The sequence below is a fragment of the Variovorax sp. PAMC26660 genome (assembly GCF_014302995.1).
GTDB lineage: Bacteria > Pseudomonadota > Gammaproteobacteria > Burkholderiales > Burkholderiaceae_C > Variovorax.
Genome location: NZ_CP060295.1, coordinates 3306962 through 3333846, shown reverse-complemented (window position 1 = coordinate 3333846; position 26885 = coordinate 3306962). Strand labels below are relative to the sequence as shown.

At 64.6% G+C, this 26885-nt stretch carries 28 protein-coding genes and 2 riboswitches; of the genes, 12 read left to right on the top strand and 16 right to left on the bottom strand.

Annotation, left to right across the window (positions count from 1 at the left end):
- Window positions 1-6 precede the first annotated feature (6 nt).
- From H7F35_RS15885 to rfbB, 12 genes are all read right to left on the bottom strand, one after another.
- Window positions 7-1029 carry a 3-oxoacyl-ACP synthase III family protein gene (locus H7F35_RS15885; RefSeq protein WP_187113774.1) on the bottom strand — a complete coding sequence of 341 codons (1023 nt, stop codon included), beginning with the start codon at window positions 1027-1029 and terminating at the stop codon, window positions 7-9.
- Complete coding sequence (locus tag H7F35_RS15880; protein WP_187113773.1) at window positions 1019-1684, bottom strand: MBL fold metallo-hydrolase; 666 nt, start codon at window positions 1682-1684, stop codon at window positions 1019-1021. The genes H7F35_RS15885 and H7F35_RS15880 overlap by 11 nt, the downstream gene beginning before the upstream one ends.
- On the bottom strand, window positions 1684-2385 hold the full coding sequence (locus H7F35_RS15875; RefSeq protein ID WP_261803688.1) for an SDR family NAD(P)-dependent oxidoreductase: 702 nt from the start codon (window positions 2383-2385) through the stop codon (window positions 1684-1686). Before H7F35_RS15875 ends, H7F35_RS15880 begins: the two co-directional genes overlap by 1 nt.
- 2 nt (window positions 2386-2387) lie before the next feature.
- On the bottom strand, window positions 2388-2675 hold the full coding sequence (locus H7F35_RS15870; protein ID WP_187113771.1) for a hypothetical protein: 288 nt from the start codon (window positions 2673-2675) through the stop codon (window positions 2388-2390).
- 15 nt (window positions 2676-2690) lie between these two features.
- Window positions 2691-3764, bottom strand: coding sequence for a hypothetical protein (locus H7F35_RS15865; protein WP_187113770.1), 1074 nt, complete (start codon window positions 3762-3764; stop codon window positions 2691-2693).
- A gap of 22 nt (window positions 3765-3786) precedes the next feature.
- Window positions 3787-4131, bottom strand: a complete 345-nt coding sequence (locus H7F35_RS15860; RefSeq protein ID WP_187113769.1) for a hypothetical protein — start codon at window positions 4129-4131, stop codon at window positions 3787-3789.
- A 59-nt stretch (window positions 4132-4190) separates the two neighbouring features.
- Window positions 4191-5189, bottom strand: coding sequence for a glycosyltransferase (locus H7F35_RS15855; protein WP_261803644.1), 999 nt, complete (start codon window positions 5187-5189; stop codon window positions 4191-4193).
- A complete protein-coding gene (locus H7F35_RS15850; RefSeq protein ID WP_187113768.1) occupies window positions 5186-7609 on the bottom strand; it encodes a glycosyl transferase in 2424 nt (807 codons plus the stop codon). Before H7F35_RS15850 ends, H7F35_RS15855 begins: the two co-directional genes overlap by 4 nt.
- 160 nt (window positions 7610-7769) lie before the next feature.
- On the bottom strand, window positions 7770-8318 hold the full coding sequence (gene rfbC, locus H7F35_RS15845) for a dTDP-4-dehydrorhamnose 3,5-epimerase (RefSeq protein ID WP_187113767.1): 549 nt from the start codon (window positions 8316-8318) through the stop codon (window positions 7770-7772).
- Window positions 8315-9208 (bottom strand): glucose-1-phosphate thymidylyltransferase RfbA, encoded by an 894-nt coding sequence (gene rfbA, locus H7F35_RS15840; RefSeq protein WP_187113766.1) that lies wholly within the window; start codon window positions 9206-9208, stop codon window positions 8315-8317. Before rfbA ends, rfbC begins: the two co-directional genes overlap by 4 nt.
- A gap of 21 nt (window positions 9209-9229) precedes the next feature.
- Window positions 9230-10120 carry a dTDP-4-dehydrorhamnose reductase gene (rfbD, locus tag H7F35_RS15835; protein WP_187113765.1) on the bottom strand — a complete coding sequence of 297 codons (891 nt, stop codon included), beginning with the start codon at window positions 10118-10120 and terminating at the stop codon, window positions 9230-9232.
- Window positions 10117-11187, bottom strand: a complete 1071-nt coding sequence (gene rfbB, locus H7F35_RS15830; RefSeq protein ID WP_187113764.1) for a dTDP-glucose 4,6-dehydratase — start codon at window positions 11185-11187, stop codon at window positions 10117-10119. Before rfbB ends, rfbD begins: the two co-directional genes overlap by 4 nt.
- A 116-nt stretch (window positions 11188-11303) precedes the next feature.
- Window positions 11304-11404, top strand: a riboswitch (glycine riboswitch).
- Window positions 11405-11407: 3 nt separating this feature from the next.
- Window positions 11408-11514: riboswitch (glycine riboswitch) on the top strand.
- Between the two features lie 91 nt (window positions 11515-11605).
- Between rfbB and H7F35_RS15825 the strand changes: the two genes are divergently transcribed.
- The gene (locus H7F35_RS15825) at window positions 11606-12907 is read left to right on the top strand and encodes a D-amino acid dehydrogenase (RefSeq protein WP_187113763.1); all 1302 of its coding nucleotides are present in this window, start codon (window positions 11606-11608) and stop codon (window positions 12905-12907) included.
- 20 nt (window positions 12908-12927) lie between these two features.
- Here the strand turns inward: H7F35_RS15825 and H7F35_RS15820 are convergent, their stop codons facing one another.
- The 3 genes from H7F35_RS15820 to H7F35_RS15810 form a co-directional block, all read right to left on the bottom strand.
- Window positions 12928-14208: an FIST C-terminal domain-containing protein gene (locus H7F35_RS15820; RefSeq protein WP_187113762.1), complete on the bottom strand. Its 1281-nt coding sequence runs from the start codon at window positions 14206-14208 to the stop codon at window positions 12928-12930.
- A gap of 45 nt (window positions 14209-14253) precedes the next feature.
- Window positions 14254-14994 (bottom strand): PhaM family polyhydroxyalkanoate granule multifunctional regulatory protein, encoded by a 741-nt coding sequence (locus H7F35_RS15815; protein WP_187113761.1) that lies wholly within the window; start codon window positions 14992-14994, stop codon window positions 14254-14256.
- A gap of 99 nt (window positions 14995-15093) precedes the next feature.
- Window positions 15094-16512 carry a PLP-dependent aminotransferase family protein gene (locus tag H7F35_RS15810; RefSeq protein ID WP_187113760.1) on the bottom strand — a complete coding sequence of 473 codons (1419 nt, stop codon included), beginning with the start codon at window positions 16510-16512 and terminating at the stop codon, window positions 15094-15096.
- Between the two features lie 110 nt (window positions 16513-16622).
- Between H7F35_RS15810 and H7F35_RS15805 the strand changes: the two genes are divergently transcribed.
- From H7F35_RS15805 to H7F35_RS15755, 11 genes are all read left to right on the top strand, one after another.
- Window positions 16623-17222: a LysE family translocator gene (locus H7F35_RS15805; protein WP_187113759.1), complete on the top strand. Its 600-nt coding sequence runs from the start codon at window positions 16623-16625 to the stop codon at window positions 17220-17222.
- The gene (locus H7F35_RS15800) at window positions 17219-18187 is read left to right on the top strand and encodes a DMT family transporter (protein ID WP_187113758.1); all 969 of its coding nucleotides are present in this window, start codon (window positions 17219-17221) and stop codon (window positions 18185-18187) included. The genes H7F35_RS15805 and H7F35_RS15800 overlap by 4 nt, the downstream gene beginning before the upstream one ends.
- Entirely contained in the window at window positions 18187-18594 is a 408-nt protein-coding gene (locus tag H7F35_RS15795; RefSeq protein WP_187113757.1) for a VOC family protein, read from the top strand. The genes H7F35_RS15800 and H7F35_RS15795 overlap by 1 nt, the downstream gene beginning before the upstream one ends.
- A gap of 68 nt (window positions 18595-18662) precedes the next feature.
- Complete coding sequence (locus H7F35_RS15790) at window positions 18663-19865, top strand: PLP-dependent aminotransferase family protein (protein ID WP_187113756.1); 1203 nt, start codon at window positions 18663-18665, stop codon at window positions 19863-19865.
- An 80-nt stretch (window positions 19866-19945) separates the two neighbouring features.
- Entirely contained in the window at window positions 19946-20584 is a 639-nt protein-coding gene (locus H7F35_RS15785; protein ID WP_187113755.1) for a LysE family translocator, read from the top strand.
- Between the two features lie 13 nt (window positions 20585-20597).
- The gene (locus tag H7F35_RS15780; protein ID WP_187113754.1) at window positions 20598-21431 is read left to right on the top strand and encodes a PhzF family phenazine biosynthesis protein; all 834 of its coding nucleotides are present in this window, start codon (window positions 20598-20600) and stop codon (window positions 21429-21431) included.
- Between the two features lie 40 nt (window positions 21432-21471).
- Window positions 21472-22113: a glutathione S-transferase family protein gene (locus tag H7F35_RS15775; protein ID WP_187113753.1), complete on the top strand. Its 642-nt coding sequence runs from the start codon at window positions 21472-21474 to the stop codon at window positions 22111-22113.
- Window positions 22114-22118: 5 nt separating this feature from the next.
- Window positions 22119-23042 carry a PhzF family phenazine biosynthesis protein gene (locus tag H7F35_RS15770; RefSeq protein ID WP_187113752.1) on the top strand — a complete coding sequence of 308 codons (924 nt, stop codon included), beginning with the start codon at window positions 22119-22121 and terminating at the stop codon, window positions 23040-23042.
- A 13-nt stretch (window positions 23043-23055) separates the two neighbouring features.
- Window positions 23056-23748, top strand: a complete 693-nt coding sequence (locus tag H7F35_RS15765) for a VOC family protein (protein WP_187113751.1) — start codon at window positions 23056-23058, stop codon at window positions 23746-23748.
- Between the two features lie 2 nt (window positions 23749-23750).
- On the top strand, window positions 23751-24383 hold the full coding sequence (locus H7F35_RS15760; RefSeq protein WP_187113750.1) for a LysE family translocator: 633 nt from the start codon (window positions 23751-23753) through the stop codon (window positions 24381-24383).
- Between the two features lie 21 nt (window positions 24384-24404).
- On the top strand, window positions 24405-25376 hold the full coding sequence (locus tag H7F35_RS15755) for a threonine dehydratase (RefSeq protein ID WP_187113749.1): 972 nt from the start codon (window positions 24405-24407) through the stop codon (window positions 25374-25376).
- 341 nt (window positions 25377-25717) lie between these two features.
- On the opposite strand, the gene H7F35_RS15750 is transcribed toward H7F35_RS15755, so the two are convergent.
- On the bottom strand, window positions 25718-26545 hold the full coding sequence (locus tag H7F35_RS15750) for a creatininase family protein (RefSeq protein WP_187113748.1): 828 nt from the start codon (window positions 26543-26545) through the stop codon (window positions 25718-25720).
- Window positions 26546-26885 lie beyond the last annotated feature (340 nt).

Genomic DNA, 26885 nt, shown 5'->3' with positions numbered 1-26885 from the left:
AGGCCTTCAAACTTTGATGAGAACGGTGGCCCAGGACAAGCCCACACCGAAGCCGCATAGAACAATGGTCTGGCCTTCGGTTACCACACCTTTGTCGATGAGCTTGGCCAGCACCACGGGAATGGAAGCGGAAACGAGATTTCCGGTGTCTTCCATATCGAAGATCATCTTCTGCTCGGGTATCTGCAGTGCGCGCGAGATACCGTCAAGCGCCAGGCGACTGGCCTGGTGAAAAACGAACAACGACACGTCGGACACGGCGAGTTCGTGCTTGTCGAGCATTTCACGCACGGCCGTCGGCACGGCGTTGTTGAAGAAGCTCAACAGGCCGATACCGTCCATGCGGATGTGGTCGTCGCTGTAGATGCGGCCGCTGCGGTCGGGTTCGACGGATGTGCTGCCGACGGCCGATGCATGGCGGGCACCACCGTTCTTCACGATGAACCGCTCGGCGTTCTTTCCAGACGTGCCGAAGCTCGCATCGACTACCCGCAACCTTGGCTGCTGAGCGGAAACAACCGTCGCCGCAGCCCCATCTCCAAACAATGGCCGGATCGACCGGTCCAGCGGATGCACGAGGCGCGAATAGGTATCTGCGGTCACGACCAGCACGCGACGCGCAGTGCCGCTCATCACGAGGCTGCGCGCAATGCCCAGCCCGTAGACAAAACCCGAGCAGGCATGCGTGATGTCGAATGCCATGACCGAAGGCAGCATGCCAAGCCTGCCATGCAGCAGTACCGAATTCGGCGGCAACACATGGTCGGGCGTCTGCGTGCAGAAGACCAGGGCGTCAATGTCTTCCGCGGTGATCTGCAGACGCTGGAGAACATCGGCCGTCGCTTGAATCGCGAGGTCGAGCGCAGTTTCTCCTTCGGCCGCAATCGGCCTTGAGGAAACACCGGTTCTCTCGACGGTTTTGGACATGTCCCAGTGCGGGTTCTCGGCCTGCAGTTGAGCATTGGTGACAGTGAGGGCGCCGAGGCTGTAGCCGATACCCTCGATGCCGGCGACGGTGTTATTTGTCATCGAATTTGCTCCAGAACTCGCCAAGTGTGAAAGGCTTGCCATGGCCCGGATGCACGAGATAACCGGCATCGAGTTGGCGCAGGCTTTCCAGCGTTTGCGCGAGTTTCTTCTTGTCGCCTCCGGGCAGATCAGTTCTGCCGGGGCCTCCTGGCAACAGCGTGTCGCCGCTGAACAGGTTGTTGTCGATGATCAGGCAGGTGCTTCCGGGCGTGTGGCCCGGCGTGCCGACGACACGCACGACGAAACCATCGAGCAGCAATTCATCGCCATTCAGATCGGCAAGATTGCGGTCGAACTCCGGCACCTTGATGCTGGTCTTGCTCTCGAACAGGATCTTGTAGATGTTCGCCTGCTTCATCAGCTTGGCGTCATCGCCGTGCAAATAGAACGGAATGCCGAATTTTTCCTGCAGTGCGGCCACCGCACCGATATGGTCGTAGTGGGCATGCGTATTGACGATGGCCACCGGTGCCAGGCCCAGCTCTTCAATGAGCGCCATGAGACCTTCGGCGTCGCTGCCTGGATCGATGATGAGCGCCTTTCGATCTGTATTGCCGACCACGTAGCAGTTCTGCCGCCACTTCCCGTTGGTAAAGGTCGAGACGTTCCTGGTGCGAGTGATGCTGTTGCTGCTGTGGCTTGTGCTGGCGGTCATCAGAGCCCCCCGAAATAGATGGTCTGGCACGTCATATTTCGCGCCAAAGGGGAAGCAAAGAAATTCACCGCATGCAGGATCTCGTCCACCTCGAGGACCTTCGGTTTCAGCATGTTCGACTGCTTGGCGGACACCGCCTTCTCGCCAAGTGCCTCGAGCATGCCGGAGTTGTTCACGAGCGACAGACCCAGCGTGTTGATCGTGATGTCGGCGTTGCCGCATTCCCTGGCCAGCACATTCGAGAAGGCCTCGACCCCTGCCTTGCTGGCGTTGTAGAGGGAGCTGCCGGCACTGCCCAACGGGATGTTGATGGATGAGAAGTTCACGATGCGACCGTACTTTTGACGCTGCATCAGTTTGAGCGCTTCCCGGGACACAAAAAAGGTCCCGAGCAGGTTCGTGCGGATGATGTCTTCGGCATTGGCGGCCCGCGTCAGGATGCCAAGGCTGGCCTGCGAAACACCCGCGTTGTTGATCAGCAGCGTCAACGGCATCTTGAGTGCTGCGATTTCCTTGAACATCGAAACGACGCTCGACTCGTCACCGATGTCGACAATGAAGTGCGTGTAATTCGGATGCTCGAGATCGGAGGCTTGCCGCGAGCAGCCTGACACGATCACACCGGCTGCGAGGAGCCGCTCGACCAAGCCACGGCCCAGTCCTCTGCTGGCGCCCGTGATCAGAATGCGGCCTTCCTGCATGCTCAAGCCAGCAGATGGGTCACGTGCTGCAGCAGCGTGCCGACAGTCGCGAACGGGCTTTGCTCGGTCTCGAAGGCAGTGTCGTCCACCACCGTGATGGCCTTGCCCGTCTTCTCTTCAATCAACCGCTCCACGGCGAGCAGCAAGCGCACGAGCGCGAGCGAGTCGACGTTGCTGCCTTCGCTCAGCAGTGCGGTGTTGGGTTCGTTCGCGATCTGTGCGTCGGCATCCTGGTCCGCGTTCACTTCGAGGATCGCCTCGTCGACGATCTGTTTTGCCAAGTCACTCATGATCTTCCTTCCAGTTTAAAAATAGTCCAGGTCTGCCAGCGAAAAGAACAGATCCGGGCGCCCCATCGCGCCGCGCTTGCCCTCGGCGGCATGAACGAATATCGGTGTTGGATGGGGCAGATGGCGGTCGGGGATGGCGATGAACGGAAAACCGCTCATCCACTTCAAGGCCGGATTCTGGATGTTCGCAATGGTGAACACCGCATCGCAACCGGCATCGGCCGCCACACGTGCCGCCATCAGCTTCAGATGCGCCGATTCTCCGCCCGACAGAGGCCGCGACAACACCGAGTCCATGATGACCATGATTTTCAGTCCGGCCAATTCAACCTGCTTGAACGCCAGATAGCCGAGACACTCTTGCTTCTTCCAGAGCCACTTCACGTCCCCGCGGAACAAGGTGCCTTTTGAAAACCGCCATTCGACGAATGAATCGTCGCGCTCAAGGTGCGGACCCGCATAGTCCCGGAAGCGTCGAAATATTTCGGTCCTTGCGGTCGCTTGCGGTACCGGCCCGAATGCCAGTCGCGTGCCCCACGCACAAACGCCCGACACCGCGCGAATCAGCAGCCGCCAAGGTGACGCCAGGAAATTACCGAACGAGACGAATGCACGGTTCGAGACAAAACGCCCGATCGCACCGGCAACGCCAATCGGCAGGCCAGCAGCTTGCAAGGAAAACGCCACCGGAAACTTGAACAGTTTGCGATAGAAGATGTCGCTGACCTCGTTCGAGGTATGAAACACCACGTCAATGCCTTCAGGCGCACGCACTGCGCGAGTCATCGAGATCATGGTGGCTGCATTTCGCTCTTCGGGCTTCACCACGAGGTCGGTCACAGTGGCTCCGGCACAAGAATCGGTGACACCCAGCGACACGCGTCGCGGCTGCAAAAACGAACGCCCCACCAATTCACCTTGCACGTTCCGGGCGCTGATGCTCGTGGAGACGCCAGTCGGATTGCCCAGGTGCTTCCAGCGAAAGTGCTCGCGATCGGTGACTTCGGGGGTCGAGTACACCGCCGCCCCGACGGCGATCTGCTCGTCGAGTCCGTCTTCGTTCAATGCCTCCAGGCAAATCTTGTTCATAGGGAATTGCGGCGTTTCGCGCTCAGACCTTCTTGCCGATCGAAAGAACAACAAGACCAGCAACGACGAGCGCCAAGCCAAGCCAATAGCTACCGCTGGGCATGTTACGTTGAATGACCGCCTGGAAAATTGCAGTGAAGAAAATAGCCGTCGACGAAATTGGATAAGCGTATTTCACATCGAACCGTGACAGGATATAAACCCAGAATATCATTGCAAATCCATAAATGAATATCCCGAGCCACAGCCACTTGCTCGTGAGCAGTCCATTGATCGACAGCCCTCCAAGGGCAAACACCTCTTTCGATGCTTGAGACAGCACCAACTGGCCCGCTCCCATGATCATTGCAAATAGCAATGTCAGCATGACATTAATCATTTGACCGCTTCGTTCGTTGCTTGAGTAAATAGAGGTCGGCGAATCGATCACAAGGTTCGCCGGGAAATTTTCTTGTGCAGAGGCGTGCGCGGAACAGCAGCGATGTCTTGCCCAAAAAATGAAAGGATCAATTGAATTCCCATAAGAATGGGAAGCGCCGCAAGCATCACAGTACCTGAAGATGTTTCAACGCCAGCGCGCATGGAATTGATCCAATGATAAATTCCAAAGGTTCCCCCTCCAAAAAAAAGAAGGAGCCCAACCGGCAACTCCAGCGAACCCAGCGACATGTCGCGCAGATAGTAATTGTAGCCAATTCGCTTCATGAAATTTCTGGCGTGCTTGAAAAGAAATTCAGTCACGATCTTCGATATTTTCAAATTACTGACCTCATCGCCGTATTGAGCCTCCATCGGCACATCCATGACCACCGCGCGCAAGGTGTTGAGCCGAAAAAGCACATCGGTTTCGAAGAAATAACGGCGGCTCAGCTTTTCCATGGGCAGGTGTTCCGCCACGCGTGCATGAATAGCCGTGTAGCCATTCGTCGGATCGAACAAATCCCAATAGCCTGACGAGAGTTTCGTCATCAGCGACAAAACCGCATTACCGATCAGGCGAACCTTGGGCATGGCGCGGACCTTTTCCAGGTCAAAAAAGCGGTTACCTTTGGTGTAGTCAGCCTCACCCGAGAGAATGGGGTCCACGAAATTGGGAATGAGCGCCGGATCCATCTGGCCGTCGCCGTCAATCTTCACGATGATCTGGGCCCCGTCCTTGATGGCAGCTCGGTAGCCGGTCATCACCGCACCGCCAACGCCCTGATTGACCTCGTGGAAAACGATGGTGATCCGAGGATCGGTGCAATTCGCCTTCACGAAATTGCCTGACTGATCGGGGCAGGCATCGTCCACCACATAGATTTTCCATACGTACGACGGGATCGAAGCAATCAGCGGCGCAATGTGCCGCGTCACCTTGTAGGACGGGATCACGACCGCGATCCGGGCGCTCGACATCTGCGTTTCGTAGCTATTGGAGGTCATTGTTTGAAAGATACTTCACTGAAGGTGACGGGGATAGCTGTCTGGCCCGATGCGTAGACGACGGCGGTAGCTGCCTTTCGGGGAGCCCTGATTTCCATGGAATGGGCCGTTGTCTCGGCGGTGCATTCAAAGACTTGAATGTTCGTTGCGATGAATCTGCCCTTGGCATCCATCCAGTTCACCTGCAGGCGCCCCTGGGTCGGTTGCGTGTCGCAAACGCTCTTCACGCTGTTCTTGTACAGCCGTCCGGCGACAACGGAGACCTGTTGCGTCGCAACGGCCGTCACGTTGACCGAGATGCGGCCCGCTCTCCTGTCCGGCATGTCGGGAGACAGATGCCAGCCATCGTTGGCGGCGAACTCAGGGTTGCGCAGCAACTCTTGCGCGAACCGATATTGATCCTTGACACGCCGCACGGCAATCGGGACGAACGCAGCCACAGGCTCGCTCGCATCCTCAACCAGCTTTCTTTGCTCGGGCGTGCCCCAGCCGCTGTCCAGAATGAGGTAGTCTCCGCCCGCACGCACCAGCGCCTTTCCCATGGCACCGGTCGAATCAGCACTACTCACGGCCTGCTCGAAATCCAAGTTATACCAACTAGGGTACAGGGCATCGGCATGAAGGCCGGCACCCAGCGGCGAGGAAAACACTGCGACAGGCGCGTCGTCAAGATTGAGCTTGTTCACCACATCGACCGCGCTGCGGATGGGCAGCCGCTCGCGCAGGAACGCCTCTCTGCCGGTCGAACTGAGCAACGGCTTCGCGACGATGTCACCGTAGTGGGTCGCTGATTTCAGGAAAACAAGGTTCAGCAGAATTACGACCGAGGCGGCGATCCAGAGCGCCCTCTTGCCCATCGGCGTGGCGTTTTCCTGCTGCGAAAACGCGACGGCGATCAAGGCAGCCATCAACACGAAGGCCGGAAAAATGTAGCGAAGGTAGGCGATGGACTGGAACGTCACCACCGCGGACATGGCGCCTACAAAGAGAATTGCCAGCGCACGCTGCTTTCCCTTGCGGGCCACCAGCACGACTGCGGGGAGCAAAAGCAGCAGCCACTGGAAGCCGCTCGCGCCAGGCCAACTTTCCAGGAAGGTTTCCGTATGAAAGGTCGCCTGGTAGAGCGTGTCCCACTTGAACCCCTTGGTCCAGCGCGAGTCCTGGAAGTTGGCGAGAGGCCAGAGCTTTGAACGGAAGATTTCGTTGAAATAAGGGAAGAGCGGATTCTTGGTGAGCACCCACGCAGTAAGGTATGGAATGCAGCCCACCAGCGCAAAAAACCCCAGAGCACGCGCGAAGCGCCCCGCCGAAGCCTTTGTGGCCCACACGCGGAAGCGCACCAGGAACACGATGAAGAGCCCGGGCAGGATCGCCAGCGTGATTGCCTTCGCAGCCAGCGCGCCGCCGAGCAGGATCGCGGCCGAGCGAATGTCGACGGGACGTTGGTCGTCTCGCTGCAGCGCCCTGAAAAGCGACAGCGAGCCTGCGACCGCGAAGGCGGCCCAGACGGATTCGATGTACAGGCTGCTGCTTTCGAGCAGCGTCAGCGGCGTGGTGAGCAGCAGCAGCGCGCCCCACTTCGCGCCGATTCGGCTGCCACCGGCCCACAGCACGAGTTCGCGCACGAGACAGCAGGTCGCCAGGACAAAACCGACATTGACAAGACGCGCCCCCTCCTCGCCCGCCAACATGTACCCAAGGGAGAACAGCCAATCGCCCATCATCGGCATCACTGCCCATGCGTACAGACTGACGTCGAAGCCCCAGGCGTGGCGCGCCGCCAGGTGCGCGGGAATGAACAGATGCGACGCGAGGGCATCGTGACCAGTTTCCGGCATCAACCCCACGACGAAGTGAAGCAGAGCCACCCCGACGATCAGCAGGTCCAGCCAGGACGTCGACTTGCTGCGGGCGAAGGCCTTCATCGACAGCAACGTCACACGAACCTGCCGCCAGCCAAAGATAACGGGCAATGCCAGGGCCACGGCATACACGCCGGGATAGTTAATCGGCCGGTGCGCGGCCAAGCCGATCAGGGCTCCATAGATGACCGCCCCCACCAACACCGCGATCAGGGGCGAAGGGTTGTCGTTGCGTTTGCTCCACATCGTCAGGACCGTCGAGCCCACGACATGGCTTGCGAGCGCAATCCATATCACGACGAGCAAGGCACCCGCCGTGCCCGTGATCAATGCGATGGCGGCCGCCGCGATCCCGCCAGCCGCAATGCGATGGATGCCGAGCCAGCGCGAACAAATCTCGACGAAGAACATGCCGCCCGCCAACACCACGGCGTAGGGCTGCAGCGCATCCCATCGGAGAGCCGCGATCGAATGCCAGCTCAGTTGCTGCAAACCCGTCACCGTTGCCACAGCGCCTACGAGGAGCAGGGCAAGAACAGTGGTCCATCTGAATGTCATTGGCAGCGCTTAGAAAAATACGAGAAGGCGCGTCGTTCACTTTCGCCTTCATCAGGAACCTGCTCGTTGCGTGTGAGCTGCAGCTTGCAACCACATTTGGCGAGGGAAATTGCGGGAGAATGCGCCCGAAAAGCGCCGAGGCGCCGCGCCGCGCGCAGCGTCATTCAAATACTTCAGCGTCGGCCAGCCGCTTGCCGGACTGATCCTTGGCAGACAGCACGAAATCTGTTTTGAGATCGGGCCAGACAATGGCGATCTCCGGGTCATCCCAGGCAATGCAACGCTCGTTGGCCGGCGAGTAATAGTCTGTCGTCTTGTACAGAAAATCAGCGGTGTCGCTCAGCACGAGAAAACCGTGTGCGAAGCCCTTGGGCACCCAGAACTGCTTGTGGTTTTCTTCGCTCAGTTCCTGTGACACCCATTGCCCGAAGGTTGGCGACTTGCGCCGAATGTCCACAACCACATCGAGCACCGCGCCACGCACCACACGCACCAGCTTCCCCTGCGGCTGCTGAATCTGATAATGCAGCCCCCGCAAAACCCCCTTCACAGAGCGCGAATGGTTGTCCTGGACAAATTCGACATGCTTGCCGACGGCGTCGTCGAAAGCCTTCTGGTTGAAGCTCTCGAAGAAGAAGCCGCGTGCGTCGCCGAACACCTTAGGTTCGATCACCAGCACGTCAGGAATAGCGGTGGGCGTTACCTTCATGACCGCACCTTGTCGTTCAGCAGGTGCTTGAGGTATTTGCCGTAACCGCTCTTTTCGAGAGGGGCTGCGAGCGCCTCGAGCTGCTCAGTGGTGATGAAGCCATTGCGCCACGAAATTTCTTCGGGACATGCAATCTTGAGCCCCTGCCGATGTTCCAACGTGGCAATGAACTGCCCCGCCTCGAGCAGGCTGTCGTGCGTGCCGGTGTCGAGCCACGCATAGCCGCGCTGCATGATCTGCACGTTCAGTTGATCGCGATCAAGGTACTCCTGGTTGACCGCCGTGATCTCCAGCTCGCCGCGCGCACTGGGCTTCACAGCCTTGGCGATGTCGACCACCTGGTTGTCGTAGAAGTACAGCCCCGTCACCGCATAGCTGCTCTTGGGCTTCAGCGGTTTTTCTTCGATGCTGCTGGCCTTGCCCTTGGCATCGAACGCGACCACGCCATAGCGCTCCGGGTCCTGCACGTGATAGGCGAACACGGTTGCCCCCGACGTCTTTGCATCCGCATCGGCGAGCAGATGAACGAAATCATGACCGTAGAAAATGTTGTCGCCCAGCACCAGTGCGCTAGGCGAATTGCCCACGAACTTGTCGCCGATGATGAACGCTTGCGCCAGCCCGTCCGGACTCGGCTGCACCGCGTACTGCAGGTTGATGCCCCACTGGCTTCCGTCCCCCAGCAACTGCTGAAACCGCGGCGTGTCCTGCGGCGTGCTGATGATCAGAATGTCGCGCATGCCGCCCAGCATCAACGTACTGAGCGGGTAGTAGATCATCGGCTTGTCGTACACCGGCAGCAGCTGCTTGCTGAGCGCCAATGTCGCGGGGTGCAGGCGAGTGCCCGAGCCACCGGCCAGGATGATGCCTTTGCGTTGAGTTGTGGTCATGCGTTTCTTCTCGTGTGAATCTCAGAGCGTCTCGCGCAGCATGCGCGCAACGCCTTCCTGCCAAGGCGGCAGGCGCAGCCCGAAGGTGGTCTGCAGCTTGGTGGTGTCGAGGCGCGAGTTGTGCGGCCGCGTAGCGGGCGTCGGAAACGCGCTGGTGGGTACGGCTTCGACGGCCTGCGGCCCGGCCTTGAGTTCGACACCGGCCTGCTGCGCCATCTCAAGCACGAATCTCGCATAGCCGTACCACGATGTCTCGCCACCCGCGATCGCGTGATAGAGGCCTGCCTTGGCCGGGTCCTGCAGCGTGGAGCGAATGGCGTGCGCCGTCACGTCGGCCAGCAGCTCTGCCCCGGTGGGCGCGCCGAACTGGTCGTCGATGACGGTCAACCGGTCACGTTCCTTGGCGAGCCGCAGCATGGTCTTGGCAAAGTTGCCGCCGCGCGCGGCGTAAACCCAACTGGTGCGAAAGATCAGATGCCTGGCGCAGTGCGCAGCCACCAATTGCTCGCCTTCGAGCTTGGTCTGTCCATACACGCTGAGCGGACCGGTCGCATCGTCTTCCTTCCAGGGCTTGCTGCCGCTGCCATCGAAAACGTAGTCGGTGGAGTAGTGAACCATCAGCGCACCGATCTGCTGTGCGGCCTCGGCCACCACGCCCGGTGACGTGGCATTCAGCTTGCGCGCAAAGTCGGGCTCGCTCTCGGCCTTGTCGACAGCGGTATGCGCTGCTGCATTGACGACCACGTCAGGACGCACCTTGAGCACCGTCTCGGCCAGTTGCTCGGGACAGCTGAAGTCGGCATTGAAATCTGTGCTGTCGAAATCAAGCGCGACCAATTCACCCAATGGCGCCAGGCTGCGCTGCAGCTCCCAACCGACCTGCCCACCCTTGCCCAGCAACAACAACTTCATGCAGCAGCCTTCGCGTCGTATTGCTTCTCCACCCATTCACGGTACGCGCCGCTTTGCACATTGCGCACCCATTCGCCGTTCGCGAGATACCACTCGACGGTCTTGCGAATGCCGGTGTCGAAGGTGTCTGCGGGCTTCCAGCCGAGTTCGCGCTCGATCTTGCGCGCATCGATGGCGTAGCGGCGGTCGTGCCCCGGGCGGTCGGTGACGTAGGTGATCTGCTCCTTGTACGGCTTGCCATCCGCCTTGGGGCGCAGTTCGTCGAGCAGCGCACACACGGTATTGACGATCTCGATGTTCGGCTTCTCGTTCCAGCCGCCGACGTTGTAGGTTTCACCCAGCTTGCCAGCTTCGAGCACCCGACGGATGGCGCTGCAGTGATCCTTCACGTAGAGCCAGTCGCGCACCTGCATGCCGTCGCCGTACACGGGCAGCGGCTTGCCGGCCAGCGCGTTGACGATCATCAGCGGGATCAGCTTCTCGGGAAAGTGGAACGGCCCGTAGTTGTTCGAGCAGTTGGTGGTCAGCACCGGCAGGCCGTAGGTGTGGTGCCAGGCGCGCACGAGGTGGTCGCTGGCGGCCTTGCTGGCCGAGTACGGGCTGTTGGGCTCGTACTTGTGTTCCTCGGTGAAGGCCGGGTCGGTCTTGGAGAGCGAGCCGTAGACCTCGTCGGTGGAGACGTGCAGGAAGCGGAAGGCCGCCTTCTGGTCGGCCGGCAGCGCACTCCAGAAACCGCGCACGGATTCGAGCAGGCGGAAGGTGCCCAGCACGTTGGTCTGGACGAAGTCTTCCGGGCCGTGGATCGAGCGGTCGACGTGCGATTCGGCGGCGAAATTCACCACGGCGCGCGGCTTGTGCTCGGCCAGCAGGCGGTCGAGCAGCGCGCTGTCGCCGATGTCGCCCTGCGCGAAGATGTGATTCGGGTTGCCCTTGAGCGACGCGAGCGTTTCCAGATTGCCCGCGTAGGTCAGTTTGTCGAGGTTCACGACCGGCTCGTCGCTGTTCGCGATCCAGTCGAGTACGAAATTGGCGCCGATGAAGCCAGCGCCGCCGGTAACCAGGATCATGGGGTCCCCTGTTGTTGTGAAACGATTTGCCCTTCGACAAACCAACAGGCGATTATCCCATCGGCCAGAGGGGCCCAAGCCGCAGGTTTGGCGCTGGCGCAAGCCCCGCCTACAATCGCCCCACTGCAGGAGAGCGGGCCACCCCGGTGGCCCTACCGAAGGCGCAAACTCCCATAAACGCTCAGGTCGGTCCGAACAAGGGATCTGTACTGCACCAACTGAAATGCCGTCTGGAGAGCCACCACGCCACGTGGTGCACCGAAGGAGCAAACCCGCTGCGGGTGCAGCAGGGTGAATCTCTCAGGTACCGAGGACAGGGGGAGCGGCAACTTGGACGGCGGTCGTCCGGTTGCTTGCTATTGATTAAATAGCACACCACGCCCGCCATTCAAGCGCTACAACCTCAAAGGTACTTGAAATGCGCGTGATCGTTCTTGGCGCCGGCCTGCTCGGCGTGACTTCGGCTTACTACCTCCAGCAACTCGGCCACGAAGTGACCGTCATCGACCGGCAGGCCACGCCCGCCGCCGAAACCAGCTTCGCCAACGGCGGGCAGATCTCGGTCAGCCATGCCGAACCCTGGGCCAACCCGAGTGCCCCGCTCAAGGTGCTGCAATGGCTGGGCAAGGAAGACGCCCCGCTGCTGTTTCGCATCCGCGCCGACATGCGCCAGTGGCTCTGGGGCCTGCAGTTCCTGCGCGAATGCACGCCAGCGCGCACCCGGCACAACATCGAGCAGATCGTCCGTCTGGGCACCTACAGCCGCGACACGTTGCAGCAGTTACGCCACGACACCGGCCTGAACTACGACCAGCGCACCCAGGGCATCCTGCATTTCTATACGACGCAGAAGGAATTCGACGGCGCCCTCAAGCCCGCCGAGCAGATGCGCGCCCTGGGCTGCGAGCGCCTCGTGATCTCCGCCGACGAAGCCGTGAAGCTCGAGCCCGCCCTCGCCCACATCCGCCCGCAACTGGCAGGCGCCACCTACACGGCCGAGGACGAATCGGGCGATGCCAACCGCTTCGCGCGCGAACTCGTGGGCCTGGCCGCTGCGGCCGGCGTCAAGTTCCTGATGAGCCACACGGTGACCGCCCTGCGTGAAGCCGGCGGCAGCATCGACCACGTCGAAGCCACCGACGCCGAAGGCCGTTTCCAGCGCATCCGCGGCGACGCCTTCGTGCTCGCGATGGGTTCGCTGAGTCCCCTGTATGCCGCGCCTCTCGGCATCCGCCTGCCGATCTACCCGGCCAAGGGCTACTCGGTGACGCTGCCGGTGAAGGATGCCTCGAAGGCCCACCAGGTCTCGCTGACAGATGACGAATTCAAGCTCGTGTTCTCGCGCTACACCTCCGAATCGGGCGACCGCCTGCGCATCGCCGGCACGGCCGAACTCAACGGCTACGACCGCGACCTGAACCGCGTGCGCTGCGAAGCCATCGTGCGGCGCGTCGAAGAGCTCTTCCCCGGCGCCGGCGACACCACGCAGGCGCAGTTCTGGACCGGCCTGCGCCCCGCCACACCGAGCAACGTGCCGCTGATCGGCAAGACCAAGCTGCCGAACCTGTACCTGAACACCGGCCACGGCACGCTCGGCTGGACGCATGCCTGCGGCTCGGGCAAGTCGATCGCGCGGATCGTGAGCGGGCTCGCGCCGGAAGTCGATTTCGCGTTCACGGGCATGCCGGCGCCCGCGCCGCGCGCACTGCAGCCAGCCTGAGCGCGTCGTTCTTCGCTCGCTCAGTCGTTGCTGGTGAACACCGTCAGCACGCCCGTGTACCCATACAGATGGTGCCGGGCGATCTCGCCTGCAGCGAAGAAGCCGACCAACGGCACGTCGCCCAGCGCGTGGCGCACGATCTGCAGTTCGGCACCCGGCGCGCCGAAATGCGGGCCGCCGCGCCCGGAGCAGCTCACGTACACCGCCCCCGCAATGCGCCGCGCCGGATGCGGTGCGGCCTCCGCCTCGCCCGCCGCGACGGCGCGTGCGGTGGCCAGCGTCTGCTCTTCCGGTTCCAGCTCCTCGCGGATTTCCGCGCAGATGCGCATCAGGTCGGCGCGCGCGGCCTGCGCATTGCGGCGGCAGAAGGTCAGGCGCATACCCGCTTCGGCGTTGTCGGCAATCGCGATGCCGCGCCGCGTCGGGTCAAGGCCGATGATGTGGCGCACCAGCACGTCGGCGCCCAGGTCGCCCGTACGGCGGATGCCGTCGCTGCCCGCGTCGGCCAGGCCGACCAGCGTGCTGCGCACCGCGTCGATGGCTTCCTGTGGACGGTCGAGTGACACCTGCAGATCGGCCAGCAGCACGTCGAGCGCAGGCTCGCCATCGAGCTTGAGCAGCAGGTTGCCGTCGGCCTCGGTGATCTCGCGCTCGCGCACGGCGCCTGAGCGCAGCGGCTGGCAGCCCTGCGTGACGCGCGACACCAGCCGCACGTCCTCGCCGAACACCACGCCCGAGAGGCCGCCCGAAAAAACACCACCCGCCGCGCCATGGCCGCGGATATTGCCGTTGCCGCCGACCGCGAACTGCAGCGCGCTGCCTCGGCCCGACGAGAGTCCGCCGAACAGGTAGCCGGTGTCGGTGCGGCCCGCCATCTCGGCGATCAGTTCCGACAGGTCAGGCGTGGCCGGGTCGGCATGCACGAGCGCGGTGTGCGCCTCGAAGCCGCTCATTTCTGAGTTGCCCAGCGGCGCCACGCCCGAGAACACGCGGTACTGGTCGCTCGGCAAGGCGCAGAGCATCAGGCTCATGCCGGGCTCGTCGAAGTACTCGGCGTTGTTGGCCGACACGCCGATGCCGACCGTGCCCGACCAGTCGGTCACTTCGGGCAGCTCGGCGCTCAGGTGGTCGAGGATTTCCTGCGCCTCGCTCGCATAGTGGTCGGTGATGTAGAGCAGCCCGAGCGTCGGCGAGGACGCGTAGTCAGGCAATGCCATCTGTGCGCGCAACTGGGCCAGCACAAGGCCGGCCGCCATGCGCCATTGCGGATGGGTGGCATGACCAGAGGGAAACAACTTCATGATGCGTGCCGACCCGTTCTCTTCAAAAAAAGTATGTGTATGACGTCAGCGCCGGCTGGCGGTTCGCTTGCGCGCGGCGGTCGACGTCTTTTTTTTGGCGGCGGGTGCCGCCGTCTTCTTCGCGGCAGCGGCAGGCTTGCGGGCGGCCGCTGCCGGCTTGCCCATCACCTTGCCGACCACATCGGCCAGCGGCTGGGCCATGGCTGGCACCTTGAGCTGGGCCGCATCTTGCAGCGCCGAGCTGGCGATCTGCTGGAACTGTTCGGTGAGCGAGCCCCACCACTGCATCGGATCGACCACGCCATCGGCGGCGGCGCCAGCCTTGGCCGAGGCCGGCTTGCTGCGCGGCTTCTTCGGCGACGGTGCTTCTTCAGGCTCGGCGTCGTCCTCGACTTCGGCCGGTTCAGGCTCAGGTGTTGCCGCAGCAGCCGCAGGTGCCGGCGCCATTGCAGCCGCCTGCTTGGTGAACGCGCTGGCGATGTCTTCCATCCGCACGTTCATGCCGCGCAGCGTCGACAGCGTCATCTTCTGCACTTCGAGCGCCTGGATCGTGGCCTTGAGCGCATGGCCGTTCTGTTCGAGCCAGTACTGGACGGTCTTGAGTTCCTGGATGCGCTTGTCGACCTCTTCCACGCTCAGCGTGGGCGCAACCCAGCTCGCGAGGCTTGGAATCCCGGGCACCGCGCCGGCGCCGGCACCCGCAGCGGCGCCCCCGGCGAGGTTCTTCAAGAAGTCGAATCCGGGGACGAATTGACTGAAGGCAAAGGGTGGGCTGGCGTTGCTCATGCAGGAGGTCTCCGGGTGGGTTTTCTTGTGTTGCCAGCTTACTCCAAGCCTTCGGCCTTTGGCCCGGCCTGAAATGGGCCTTTACCCGCCCGCTACCCCTCAAAGCTCGCTGCGGACCTTGCTGAAAACTTTCCAGAAAGTGGCGTCCTGCGATGTCGCGAAGTTGATCCGCATCATGGTGCTGGGCGGGCGCCGCGCATGGAACAGCGAGCCCGGCGCCAGCAGGTAGCCCTCGTCGAGCATGCGCTGAGTCATCGCGTCCGTATCGACACCCGTATCGACCCAGCCGAACAGCCCGGCCGGCTCCGACGCGAAGGTGCAGCCGTGCGACATCGCCAGCTTCACCGTGCGCGCCCGCGCGCCGTCGAGTCGGATGCGCACCCGCTCCGAATGCCTGCGCAATTGCCCCTGGTCGATGCACCACGACAGCGCCCGCTCGAACAGCGTGGGCGAGGTCAGCGTGGCCAGCAGCTTGGTTTCCAGCATCCGCTCCTTCAGCGCGGGCGGCGCCGCCAGAAAACCGATCCGCCAGTTGGGCGCCAGGATCTTCGCAAAGCCGCTGACGTAGATGGTGCGCTGCAGCCCGTCGAGCGCGCTCAGCCGCGTGGCGTGCTCGGGCGCGAGGTGGCTGTAGGTGTCGTCCTCGACGATGTGAAAGTCGTATTCGTTGGCCAGCTTCAGCACGCGGTGCGCGCTGCCCGGCGTCAGGCTGTAGCCGGTCGGGTTGTGCAGCACGCTCACGCTCACGAACAGCTTGGGGCTGTGCAGCTTGCAGTACTGCGCCATCACCTCCAGGTCGGGCCCGTCGGCGCGGCGCGGCACCGGCAGGATGCGCATGCCCAGCGCTTCGAGCCGCGCAAATTCGAGCGCCCAGCCCGGCTCCTCGACCATCACCGGATCGCCGGCCCGCAGCAGCGTGCGGCTCACGACGTCCAGCGCATGCGTGGCGCCGATGGTGGTGATGATCTGGTCGGGCGAGGCCGGCACGTTGATGCCCACCAGCTTCTGCGACAGGCTGCGGCGCAGGCCCATGTCGCCGGCCGGTTCGCCGTACTGCAGCGACAGCTCCTGCAGCGCGGCTGTACTGGTCATGCGCCGCACGGCCGTGGGCATGAAGGTCGACGTCATCCAGTCCGGCGGAAACAGGCCCATGCCCGGCTGCGGCTTGTCGCTCGGTCGGTGGAACATGCTGCGGATCAGCGAGCTTGCGTCGGCCGGCACGCGCGAGGCCATCATCGGCTTGGCCAGGGGCGCGGCATTCGCCGGCGCGCGCTGGTCCTGGACGGGGGCCGAGTCCCGCACATAGAAGCCGCGCTGCCGGCGGGCCTCGACCAGCCCCTGCGCCAGCAACTGGTCATAGGCCGCGACCACGGTGTACGGGCTCACGCCCTGCTGCCGCGCGCATTCGCGCACCGACGGCAGGCGGGCGCCGGGCGGCAGCAGGCGGGTGCGGATGCGCTCGGCCAGCCGGTCGGCCAACTGCCCCGTGAGCGACTGTGTGGAGGTGCGTGTCAGCATGCTGTCGGGTGAGAAAAGTCGCTGTGCCGAAAGAATGACCAATACAGAGACCTTGATTGTTTGATCATCTGTATCGGAACTGTAATGGTCTCAAGTTTAGAGTGTGTGTCATGAACTGGCAAGAATTCACCGCGCTGCTGGTGCTGGCCACGGCGATGAGTTTTTCGCCCGGTCCCAACACCACGCTCTCCACCGCCCTCGCGGCCAACGGCGGCCTGCCGCGCGCGATGCGCTTCGTGGTCGCGGTGCCCGTCGGCTGGACGCTGCTGCTGGTGTTGTGCGCCGCCGGACTCGGCGCGCTGGTGGTGGCGGTGCCGCCGCTGCGCCTGGCCATCAAGGCCCTGGGCATCGGCTACCTGCTGTGGCTGGCCTACAAGCTCAGCGGCAGCGCCACGCTGGGCCGCGCCGACGGCGCCAACCTCAGTGTCGGCTTCGGCCAGGGCGTGATGCTGCAGTTCGTCAACATCAAGGCTTGGCTGCTCGCGCTCACGCTGGTGGCCGGCTGGATCGCGGGGCAGCCCGATGCGCTGGGCCGCTTTGCCATCGTGGCGCCGGTGATGCTGTTCTATGCCTTCGTCAGCAACTTCACCTATGCGCTGGTCGGCGCGCTGTTGCGCGAATGGCTGGCCAAGGGCACGCGGCTGCTGTGGTTCAACCGCGCAATGGCCGCCGTGCTGGTGCTCACGGCCTGGTGGATGCTGGGCGTATGAGCAACAAACTCAACATCAAGGACGAAACGCTGGGCATGTGGCTCGGGGTGATCGGCGTCGCGCTGTTCGCCATCACGCTGCCGATGACGCGGCTGGCCACCGGCACGCAGGCCGCGCCGCAGTTGTCGCCATGGTTCGTCACGCTGGGGCGCGCGGCGCTGGCGGGCGTGCTGTCGGCCATCTTCCTGCTGGTCACGCGCTCGCCGCGGCCGGCCTCGCACCAATGGAAGCCGCTGGGCATGGCAGTGCTGGGCAATGTGGTCGGCTATCCGCTGCTGCTGGGCTACGCGCTGCGCGTGGTCACGGCCAGCCATGCGGCGGTGGTGACGGCGCTGCTGCCGCTGGTCACGGCTGCTGTCGCGGCCTGGGTGCTGCACCAGCGCGCACGGCTGGGCTTCTGGCTCTGCGCCATTGCGGGCAGCCTGCTGGTCGTGGTGTTCTCGGTGCTGCGTGCGAGCCAGAGCGGGCACGGTTTCGGCTTCGAGTGGGCCGACCTGCTGCTGGTCGGCGCGGTGGTCGCCGCGTCCGTCGGCTACATCTACGGCGCGCAGGTCACGCCGTCGCTGGGCGCCGAACGCGTGATCTGCTGGGTCTGCGTGATGGCGCTGCCCGTCACGCTGCCGGCCACGCTGGCGATGTGGCCGCAACAGCCGATCGCCCCCTCGGCCTGGGTCGGCTTCGTCTACGTCGGCATGTTCTCGATGTGGATCGGCTTCTTCGCCTGGTATCGCGGACTGGCGCTCGGCGGCGCGCTGCGCGTAAGCCAGACGCAACTGCTGCAACCTTTTCTCTCGATCCTCGCGTCGATCCCGCTGCTGGGCGAACCGCTCGACGTGGTCACGCTGGGCTTTGCCATCGCCGTGGTGGGCACGGTGCTCATCGGCAAGAAGCTGTCGCAGCCGCAGGCCGTGCCTGCATCGGCCGCCGCGCCGCGTGCCGGTGTTGTCGGGCAAGGGAGAAGCTGATGTTCAGCCACATCACCGTCGGCTGCACCGACCTTGCCCGCGCCGCCGCCTTCTACGACGCGCTGCTCACCCCGCTCGGCCTGAAGCGCCGCGCCGTCACGCCCGACGGCGGCTCCGAGGCCGCCTGCTGGGTCATGCCGGAGCAGACGCTGCCGCGCTTTTATGTGTACATCCCGCTGGACGGCGAACCCGCCAGCGTCGGCAACGGCAGCATGGTCGCGTTCGGCGCGCCGGCGCCGCATGCCGTTGACGCCGCCCACGAGGCGGCCCTGCGCCACGGCGGACGCGACGAAGGCGCACCCGGCCCACGCCCACGCTACGGCCAGGGCTATTACGGCGCCTACCTGCGCGACCCGGACGGCAACAAAATCCATGTTGTGTACCGTGGCGACCTCCGGCCAGACTGACTGAAACTATCCGGTTTGCCCCGATCCGAATTCCTGTATCTCACCTCATCGCCTGAAAGAAGAAAACCATGAACTGGAAACTCGCCGCTCGCGCCGCCAAGATGAATCCCTCGGTGCTGCGTGAAATCCTCAAGGTCACCGAGCGCCCCGGCATCATCAGCCTGGCCGGCGGCCTGCCCTCGCCCAAGACCTTCCCGATCCAGGCCTTCGCCGATGCCTGCGCCGAAGTGCTGCACAACGACGGCCAGGCCGCCCTGCAATACGCCGCCAGCGAAGGCTATGCGCCGCTGCGCCAGGCCGTGGCCGACATGCTGCCGTGGGACGTCGACGCCTCGCAGGTGCTGATCACCACCGGTTCGCAGCAAGGCCTCGACCTCGTGGCCAAGGTGCTGATCGATCCGGGCAGCAAGGTGCTGGTCGAAACGCCCACCTACCTGGGCGCGCTGCAGGCCTTCGGCCCGATGGAGCCGAACCCCGTGGGCGTGGCGAGCGACGACGAAGGCGTGATCGTCGAAGACCTCGTGGCCAAGGCCAAGGACGCGCGCTTCGTCTACCTGCTGCCCAACTTCCAGAACCCCACCGGCCGCACCATGACCGAGGAGCGCCGCGCCGCCGTGTCGGCCGCCGCCGCAGCAGCCAACCTGCCGATCGTCGAAGACAACCCTTATGGTGAACTCTGGTTCGACGAAGCCCCGCCGCTGCCGCTGACCGCGCGCAACCCCGAAGGCTGCATCTACCTCGGTTCGTTCTCGAAGGTGCTGGCCCCCGGCCTGCGCCTGGGCTTCCTGGTGGCGCCGAAGGCCATCTACCCCAAGCTGCTGCAAGCCAAGCAGGCCGTCGACCTGCACACGCCGATCTTCACGCAGCGCATGGTGTCGGCCGTGATGAAGGACAACTTCCTCGACCGCCACGTGCCCACCATCCGCGCGCTCTACAAGCGCCAGCGCGACGCGATGATCGCCGCGCTCAAGCGCGAGATGGCCGGCCTGGACGTGAAGTTCAACGCACCCAAGGGCGGCATGTTCCTGTGGGCACGCCTGCCCGAGGGCATCGACACCGTGACGCTGCTGCCCAAGGCCGTCGAGCGCAACGTGGCCTTCGTGCCCGGCGCGCCGTTCTACGCCGGCCAGGGCGATCCGCGCACGCTGCGCCTGTCCTTCGTGACGGCCAGCGTCGAAGAGATCGACGTGGCCATCGCCGCGCTGGCGCTGACGCTGCGCGAAGAACTCGCGCTGCTGGGCGGCAAGCAACTCGCAACCGCGCAGACCTGAGCACCACCGGCAACCTCCAACCACTGCAGCAACCGGCCGCTCCGGCCGGGGCGGCTTAACGACAGACCAGGACCTCTTTCATGATCGGACTCGCAACCCTGTCGCTTTTCCTGCTCGCGGTGCTGGCGCTGTTTCTCTCGCCCGGCCCGAACATGGCCTTCGTGATGTCGCATGGCGTGGCCCACGGCCCGCGCGGCGGCTTCGCGGCGGCCATCGGCATCACGGCCGCCGACCTGGTGCACACGCTGTTCGCCGCCACGGGCGTGACCGCGCTGATCGCCGCATGGCCGCCCTCGTTCGACCTGCTGCGCTATGCGGGTGCGCTGTACCTGGTCTGGCTCGCGGTGCAGGCGCTGCGAAGCGGCAACGCGCTTCGCGTGGGCGCGCAGGCACAGTCCGCCGGCTTCGGCCGCATCGTGCGCATGGCATTGCTGAACAACCTCGTCAATCCGAAGGCGCTGCTGTTCTTCATGGTCTTCCTGCCGCAGTTCGTCGATCCGTCGCGCGGCAGCGTGCCGCTGCAACTGGTGCAGCTTGGCGTGGTGCTGTCGATGGCCGCGTTGGCGTTCAACACGCTGCTCGGTGCCTGCAGCGGCCAGGTCGGCCGCTGGCTGGAACGCCGTCCGGGTGCCGCGAAGCTCCAGAGCCGCCTGCTCGCGGTCGTGATGCTGGGGCTGGCCGTGCGCCTGCTGTTCCTCGACCGACCCACGCCCCGCTGAAGGCGAACACCCCATGAACGTTCTGAAGATCGCAGCCTTCTCGGATGGAGAGACGGGCGGCAACCCCGCCGGCGTCGTCATTGGCGATGCACTGCCGCCCTTGGCACAGATGCAAGGCATCGCGGCAGAGGTCGGCTTCTCGGAAACCGCATTCGCCGCCCGCACCGACAACGGCTGGCGCGTGCGCTACTTCTCGCCGCAATCCGAAGTGCCGTTCTGCGGCCACGCGACCATCGCCCTCGGTGCCGCGCTCGCGCTGCAGCACGGCGACGGCGTGTTCGCGCTGACGCTCAACCATGCGCAGATCACGGTCGAAGGCCGGCGCGATGGCAACGTGATCGCGGCCGCGCTGCAGTCGCCACCCACGCGCAGCGCGGCGGCATCGCCCGATTTCGTGTCGGCCGCGCTGGCCCTGTTCGGCCTGGCGCCTGAAGAACTCGATGCGCGCGTGCCGCCGGCCATCGTGCACGCGGGCGCGGACCATCTGCTGCTGGCACTGAAGCGCCGCGCCACGCTGTCCGCCATGCACTACGAGCTGGAAGCAGGCCGTGCATTGATGAACAGCGCGGGTCTTGCGACCATCGTGCTGGTCTACGCAGAAAGCGCGCAGCGCTTCCATACGCGCAACCCCTTCGCTTCCGGCGGCGTCTACGAAGACCCCGCCACCGGCGCCGCGACAGCCGCGCTCGCCGGCTACCTGCGCGACATCGACTGGCCCCACGGCGGCGCCATCGACGTGGTACAGGGCGAAGACATGGGCATGCTGTCGCGCCTGCATGCCGACGTTCCCCCCACGCCGGGCAGCTCGATCCGCGTGTCCAGCACGGCGCGCGTCATGGTGGCCTGAGCCTCATCGAACCAGAACAAAGAAAGAAAGAACCTCATCCATGCTCAACATCTGGGGCCGCATCAGCTCGATCAACGTCCGCAAGGTGGTGTGGTGCGCGCAGGAACTCGGACTCGATTTCCAGCGCACCGAGGCCGGTGGCAATTTCGGCGTGGTGCAAACGCCTGAATACCTGGCGCTCAACCCGAACGCGATGGTGCCCACCATCGACGACGGCGAAGGCGCCGAGCGCGTGACGCTCTGGGAATCGAACGTGATCGTGCGCTACCTCTGCGCCCGGCACTCGCACGGCGAGTTCTATCCGGCCGAGCTGCCCGCGCGCTTCGACGCCGAGCGCTGGATGGACTGGCAGCAGACCACGCTGAACCGCGCCAGCCGCGATGCCTTCGTGCAATGGGTGCGCACGCCGCCGTCGGAGCGCCAAGGCGCGCTCATCGACGCCTCGGTGCGTGCCAGCGAAGCGCTGTTCGCGATGCTCGATGCCCACCTCGCGAAGCGGCCCTACATGGCCGGCGAGCGCTTCACCATGGCCGACATTCCCATCGGCTGCGAAGCGCACCGCTGGTTCGGCCTGCCGGCCGCCGAATACCACCGCCCGAGCTGGCCGAACGTCGAGCGCTGGTACGCCGATTTGCTTTCCCGTCCGGGCGCGCGTGGCGTGCTCGACCTTTCCCTTGAATGAACCCGATGAAATCCCGCCCCTTCCAGCAAGTCGACGTCTTCACCGCCACGGCCTACCGAGGCAACCCGCTCGCCGTGGTTGTCGACGGCACCGACCTTGACGACGCCGCGATGCAGCGCTTTGCGCAGTGGACCAACCTGTCCGAAACCACCTTCCTGCTGCCGCCCACCGCGCCGACCGCCGACTACCGCGTGCGCATCTTCACGCCCGGTGGCGAGCTGCCCTTTGCCGGCCATCCGACCATCGGCAGTTGCCATGCGTGGCTGCGCGCCGGCGGCAAGTCCAAGGCGGCGGGCCTCGTGGTGCAGGAATGCGGCGCGGGCCTCGTGCCGCTGCGGCGCGAAGGCGAGCGGCTGGCCTTTGCCGCGCCGCCGCTCAAGCGCAGCGCACCGAGCCCCGCGCTGCTGGCCAAGGTGGCCGGCGCGCTGGGCCTGAAGGCGCAGCAGATCATCGCGGCGCAGGTGCTCGACAACGGGCCGGTCTGGTTCGGCCTGCTGGTCGATGACGCCGACGTGGTGCTGCAACTGCAACCTGACCACCGCATGCTCAGGGAACTGGGCGTGAAGGCCGGCGTGGCCGGCGTGCCCGCGGCGCTCGACACCTCGCCGCTGATCGGCCGCTCGAACCGCGAGGCGCGCGCCTTCGGCAATCGCCGTGCCGCCGAGTACAGCGATGGCGCGAAGATCGACCTCGAAGTGCGCGCCTTCGCCGAGCCGATCGGCGTGCAGGAAGACCCGGTCACCGGCAGCCTCAACGCCAGCCTGGCCGAATGGCTGATTGCCGACGGCCACATGCCCGAGCGCTACCTGGCCGCGCAAGGCCAGTGCCTGGGCCGCGCCGGACGCGTGTACATCGAGCGCGACGCCGAAGGAAAGATCTGGGTCGGCGGCGACGCCGTGACCTGCATCGACGGCACCGTCACGCTGTAGTCCGCACCCCGCCATGCACGCCCGACTCGACCACCTCGTGATCGCCGCCGCCTCGCTCGCCGAGGGCGTGGCGTGGTGCGAGGCCACGCTTGGCGTCACGCCCGGGCCGGGCGGTGCGCATCCGCTGATGGGCACGCACAACCGGCTGCTGAATGTCGCGAGCGACGCCTTTCCGGCCGCCTACCTGGAGATCATCGCGATCGAGCCCGGCAAGCGGCCCTCGCGCGCGGGCACGCACCGCTGGTTCGATCTCGATGACGGCGCACTGCAGGCCGGGCTCGCGCAGCACGGCCCGCGCCTGATTCACTTCGTGGCGCGCGTGCCCGATGCGCATGCCGCGCTGCACGCGCTCGCGCACGACGAGCACGCGCACATCGACCGCGGCCAGTTGCTCGAAGCCTCGCGCGACACGCCGGCCGGCCGGCTCGAATGGCAGATCGCGGTGCGCGACGACGGCCAGCGGCTTTTCTACGGCGCACTGCCCACGCTGATCCAGTGGGGCCCGGTGCATCCGACCGATGCCATGCCGGCATCAGGCCTCTCGATGCGCGCGCTGCGTGCCACGCATCCGCGCGCGGCCGATCTCTCGGCGGCGCTGGCGACCATCGGCATGGCCGACATGGCTGTCGATGCCGGCCCACCCAACCTCGTGGCCGTGCTCGACACGCCGCGCGGCCCCGTCACACTCGAATCCCAAGGACTCTGACCATGTTGAGCCTCATAGAAATCGCCTGGTTCGCCCTCGCCTCGCTGCTGCTGGCGCTCACGCCGGGCCCGAACATGATCTATTGCGTCTCGCGCACGCTCATCCAGGGCCGCCGCGCGGGCTTGATCTCGCTGGGCGGCGTGCTGATGGCCTTCCTTGTGCACCTGCTCGCGGCGGCGCTCGGCCTCACCGCGCTGCTGCTGGCGGTGCCGATCGCATTCGACGCGATCCGCCTCGCCGGCGCGGCCTACCTGCTGTGGCTCGCATGGCAGGCGGTCAAGCCCGGCGGCAATGCCCCCTTCGAGGCCCGCGTGCTGCCGGCCGACCCACCGGCCAAGCTGTTCCGCATGGGCTTTCTCACGAACCTGCTGAACCCGAAGGTGGCGATGTTCTACCTGTCCTTCTTTCCTCAGTTCATTCACCCCGAGCGCGGCTCGGTGCTGCTGCAGAGCATGCAACTGGGCATCGCGCAGATGACCACCAGCGCGGTGGTCAACACCGTGATGATCGTCGGCGCCGCGAGCATCACCGCCGTGCTGTCGCAAAGCGCCGGCTGGTTGCGTGCCCAGCGCTACGTGATGGGCAGCGTGCTGGCCGCATTGGCCGTGCGCGTGGCACTGACCGAACGCAAGTAATTCCCCGCAAGAAGGACACCCGTGAGATTCACCCATGAAGAGATCGAAGCCGCGCAGCGCACAGTGCATGCGGCCATGCCACCCACGCCGCAGTACGCATGGCCGCTGCTGGCACAGCGCCTGGGCGCCAAGGTCTGGGCCAAGCACGAGAACCACACGCCGGCCGGTGCCTTCAAGATCCGCGGTGGCCTGACCTACTTCGAGACCCTGGCGCGCGAGCAGCCCGAGGTGCACCACGTGATCAGCGCCACGCGCGGCAACCACGGCCAGTCGGTCGGCTTCGCGGCACGCCGCCACGGGCTGGCCGCCACCATCGTGGTGCCGCACGGCAACTCGCTCGAAAAGAACGCTGCGATGCGCGCGCTGGACGTCACGCTGGTCGAGCATGGAGAAGACTTCCAGGCGGCGCTCGAACATGCGGCCGTGTTGGCCGAGCGCGACGCGTTGCACCGCGTGCCTTCGTTCCACCGCGAGCTGGTACGGGGCGTGTCGACCGCGTATGTGGAGTTCTTCAACGCACTGAAAGAGGCGCCGCCCGACGTGCTCTTCGTGCCCATCGGCCTGGGCTCCGGATTTGCCGGCGCGGCCGTCGCGCGCACGCACTGCGGCGTGAAGACCAAGCTCATCGGTGTGGTGTCCGCACACGCCACGGCGTACCGCGACTCCTTCCGTGCGCGCAAGCCTGTCGAATCGCCGGTGACGACGCGGCTGGCCGACGGCATGGCCTGCCGCACGCCGGTGCCCGAATCGGTCGAGATGATCCTGCGTGAAGCGGACGACGTGATCACCGTCACCGACGACGAGATCGCGGAAGCCATGCGCATCCTTTTCAGCGACACGCACAACGTGGCCGAGGGTGCGGGCGCCGCGGCCCTTGCAGCGGCGCTTCAGCAGCAGGAGCGCTGGCGCGGCAAGACGGTGGGCATCAGCGTGAGTGGCGGCAATGTCGATTCGGACATGTTCGCTGGGGTGCTGGGGCGCTCGGGTTCCTGAGGCCGTCTCGGGTTTTGTTGTTGACGACCGGGGGCTTCTGTCCGGGGCGAGTGCGAATGACACCGGGAGCTCCCCTCCGCGAATGTCCCCCGCTTCGCTCCTCCTTTATTTCGCTGCGGGGAGCACCCGGTGTCATTCGCACATGGACACGCTGCTGGTGATCCTGCGATCAACAACCGCTCTGTCCAACGCTCACGCCGATACGGTGTTCTTTTTAGCTAAATAAAGGAGGAGCGAAGCGGGGGACATTCGCGAAAAAGAGCACCGTGTCGGCGTGGGCGACGCCCTGAACAGCAGCGCCCAAATCGCGCCCCGCGAAGAACAAAAGCCGAAATGTCACCCTACGGCAGCGGCTCCGTATTGGCCGTACTCAAAGGCAAACGCGAAACTTCAGCCAGCAGCAACGCCAACTGCTGCGCGGCCGCATCGATCACCGCCTGGCCGCTCGCTGCAGTTGCCGCAGCCGCGTTGCCGGCTGCGCCGTGCGCGTTGTAGTCCTCCATCGCCCAGCCGAGCTTGGCGCTCTTGCCGTTGCCGAGGATCGCGTAGTCGGCCGCGCGCTGCTCTGACGTCGAACGGAAATCCTGCGCCTCGCCCATGCGCACGAGCTGCGGCGTGAGCGCCAGCATCATCGACGTCTCGATCTCGCCCGCATGCACGCCGAAGCGGTGTTCCTGCGCACTGAACTGCGCGCCCGCATCGCCCAGCGGCAGGTTGAACCAGCTCACGCTGTAGACGATGAGCCCGTGCGCCGCGCGCAGCTCGCGCGCCACGATGTCCATCGCGCCCACGTGGCCGCCGTGCGCATTGAACAGCACCAGCTTCTTCACGCCCGCACGCGCCACGCCGGCGCCAATTTCATTCCACATGCGGATCAGCGTCTCGGCCGACAGCGTGAGCGTGCCCGCGAAGCGCGCGTGCTCGGGGCTCAGGCCGATCTGCTGGGTCGGAAGAAACAGCACCGGCAACGCGGCCGGCAACAGCGGCAGCGACGCGGCCACGATGCCGTCTGCCAGCACCGTGTCCACGCCCAGCGGCAGGTGCGGGCCGTGCTGCTCGGTCGCGCCCAGCGGCAGCACCGCGACGGTGGCCGCCGCATCGAGCGCGGCGAAATCGCGCGTGGTGAGCTGGGACCAGAAGCGGGGCAAAGGGGCTGCAGAGGCGTTCATCGCTTGGATCTTAGGCCGGACACCTATCCGCATCACGGGGCCTTGTCCGACATGGCTGGTTGATTGCGGCGGAAATATAGCCAACCTGTTCACACTTATAACGATTTCCTGGCACTTTAGTTTGCGTTTGTTAACTATCGTCAATAAAGTCGTTGTAAGAGTCATCTTTCAGAACCACCCGATCTGATCTTTTCGGATGGGTGGTTCGGCTTCCAGCGCGGCTGCTTGCTGCATGGAAGGCGTCAGTCAAAGGGAGCAGAGTGTTCATCCAGAAAATAGCTGGAGGCACGGTCACGGCTGGGCGCAAATCGGCGCTCGCCCGTTCGTTGTCTCAACACCT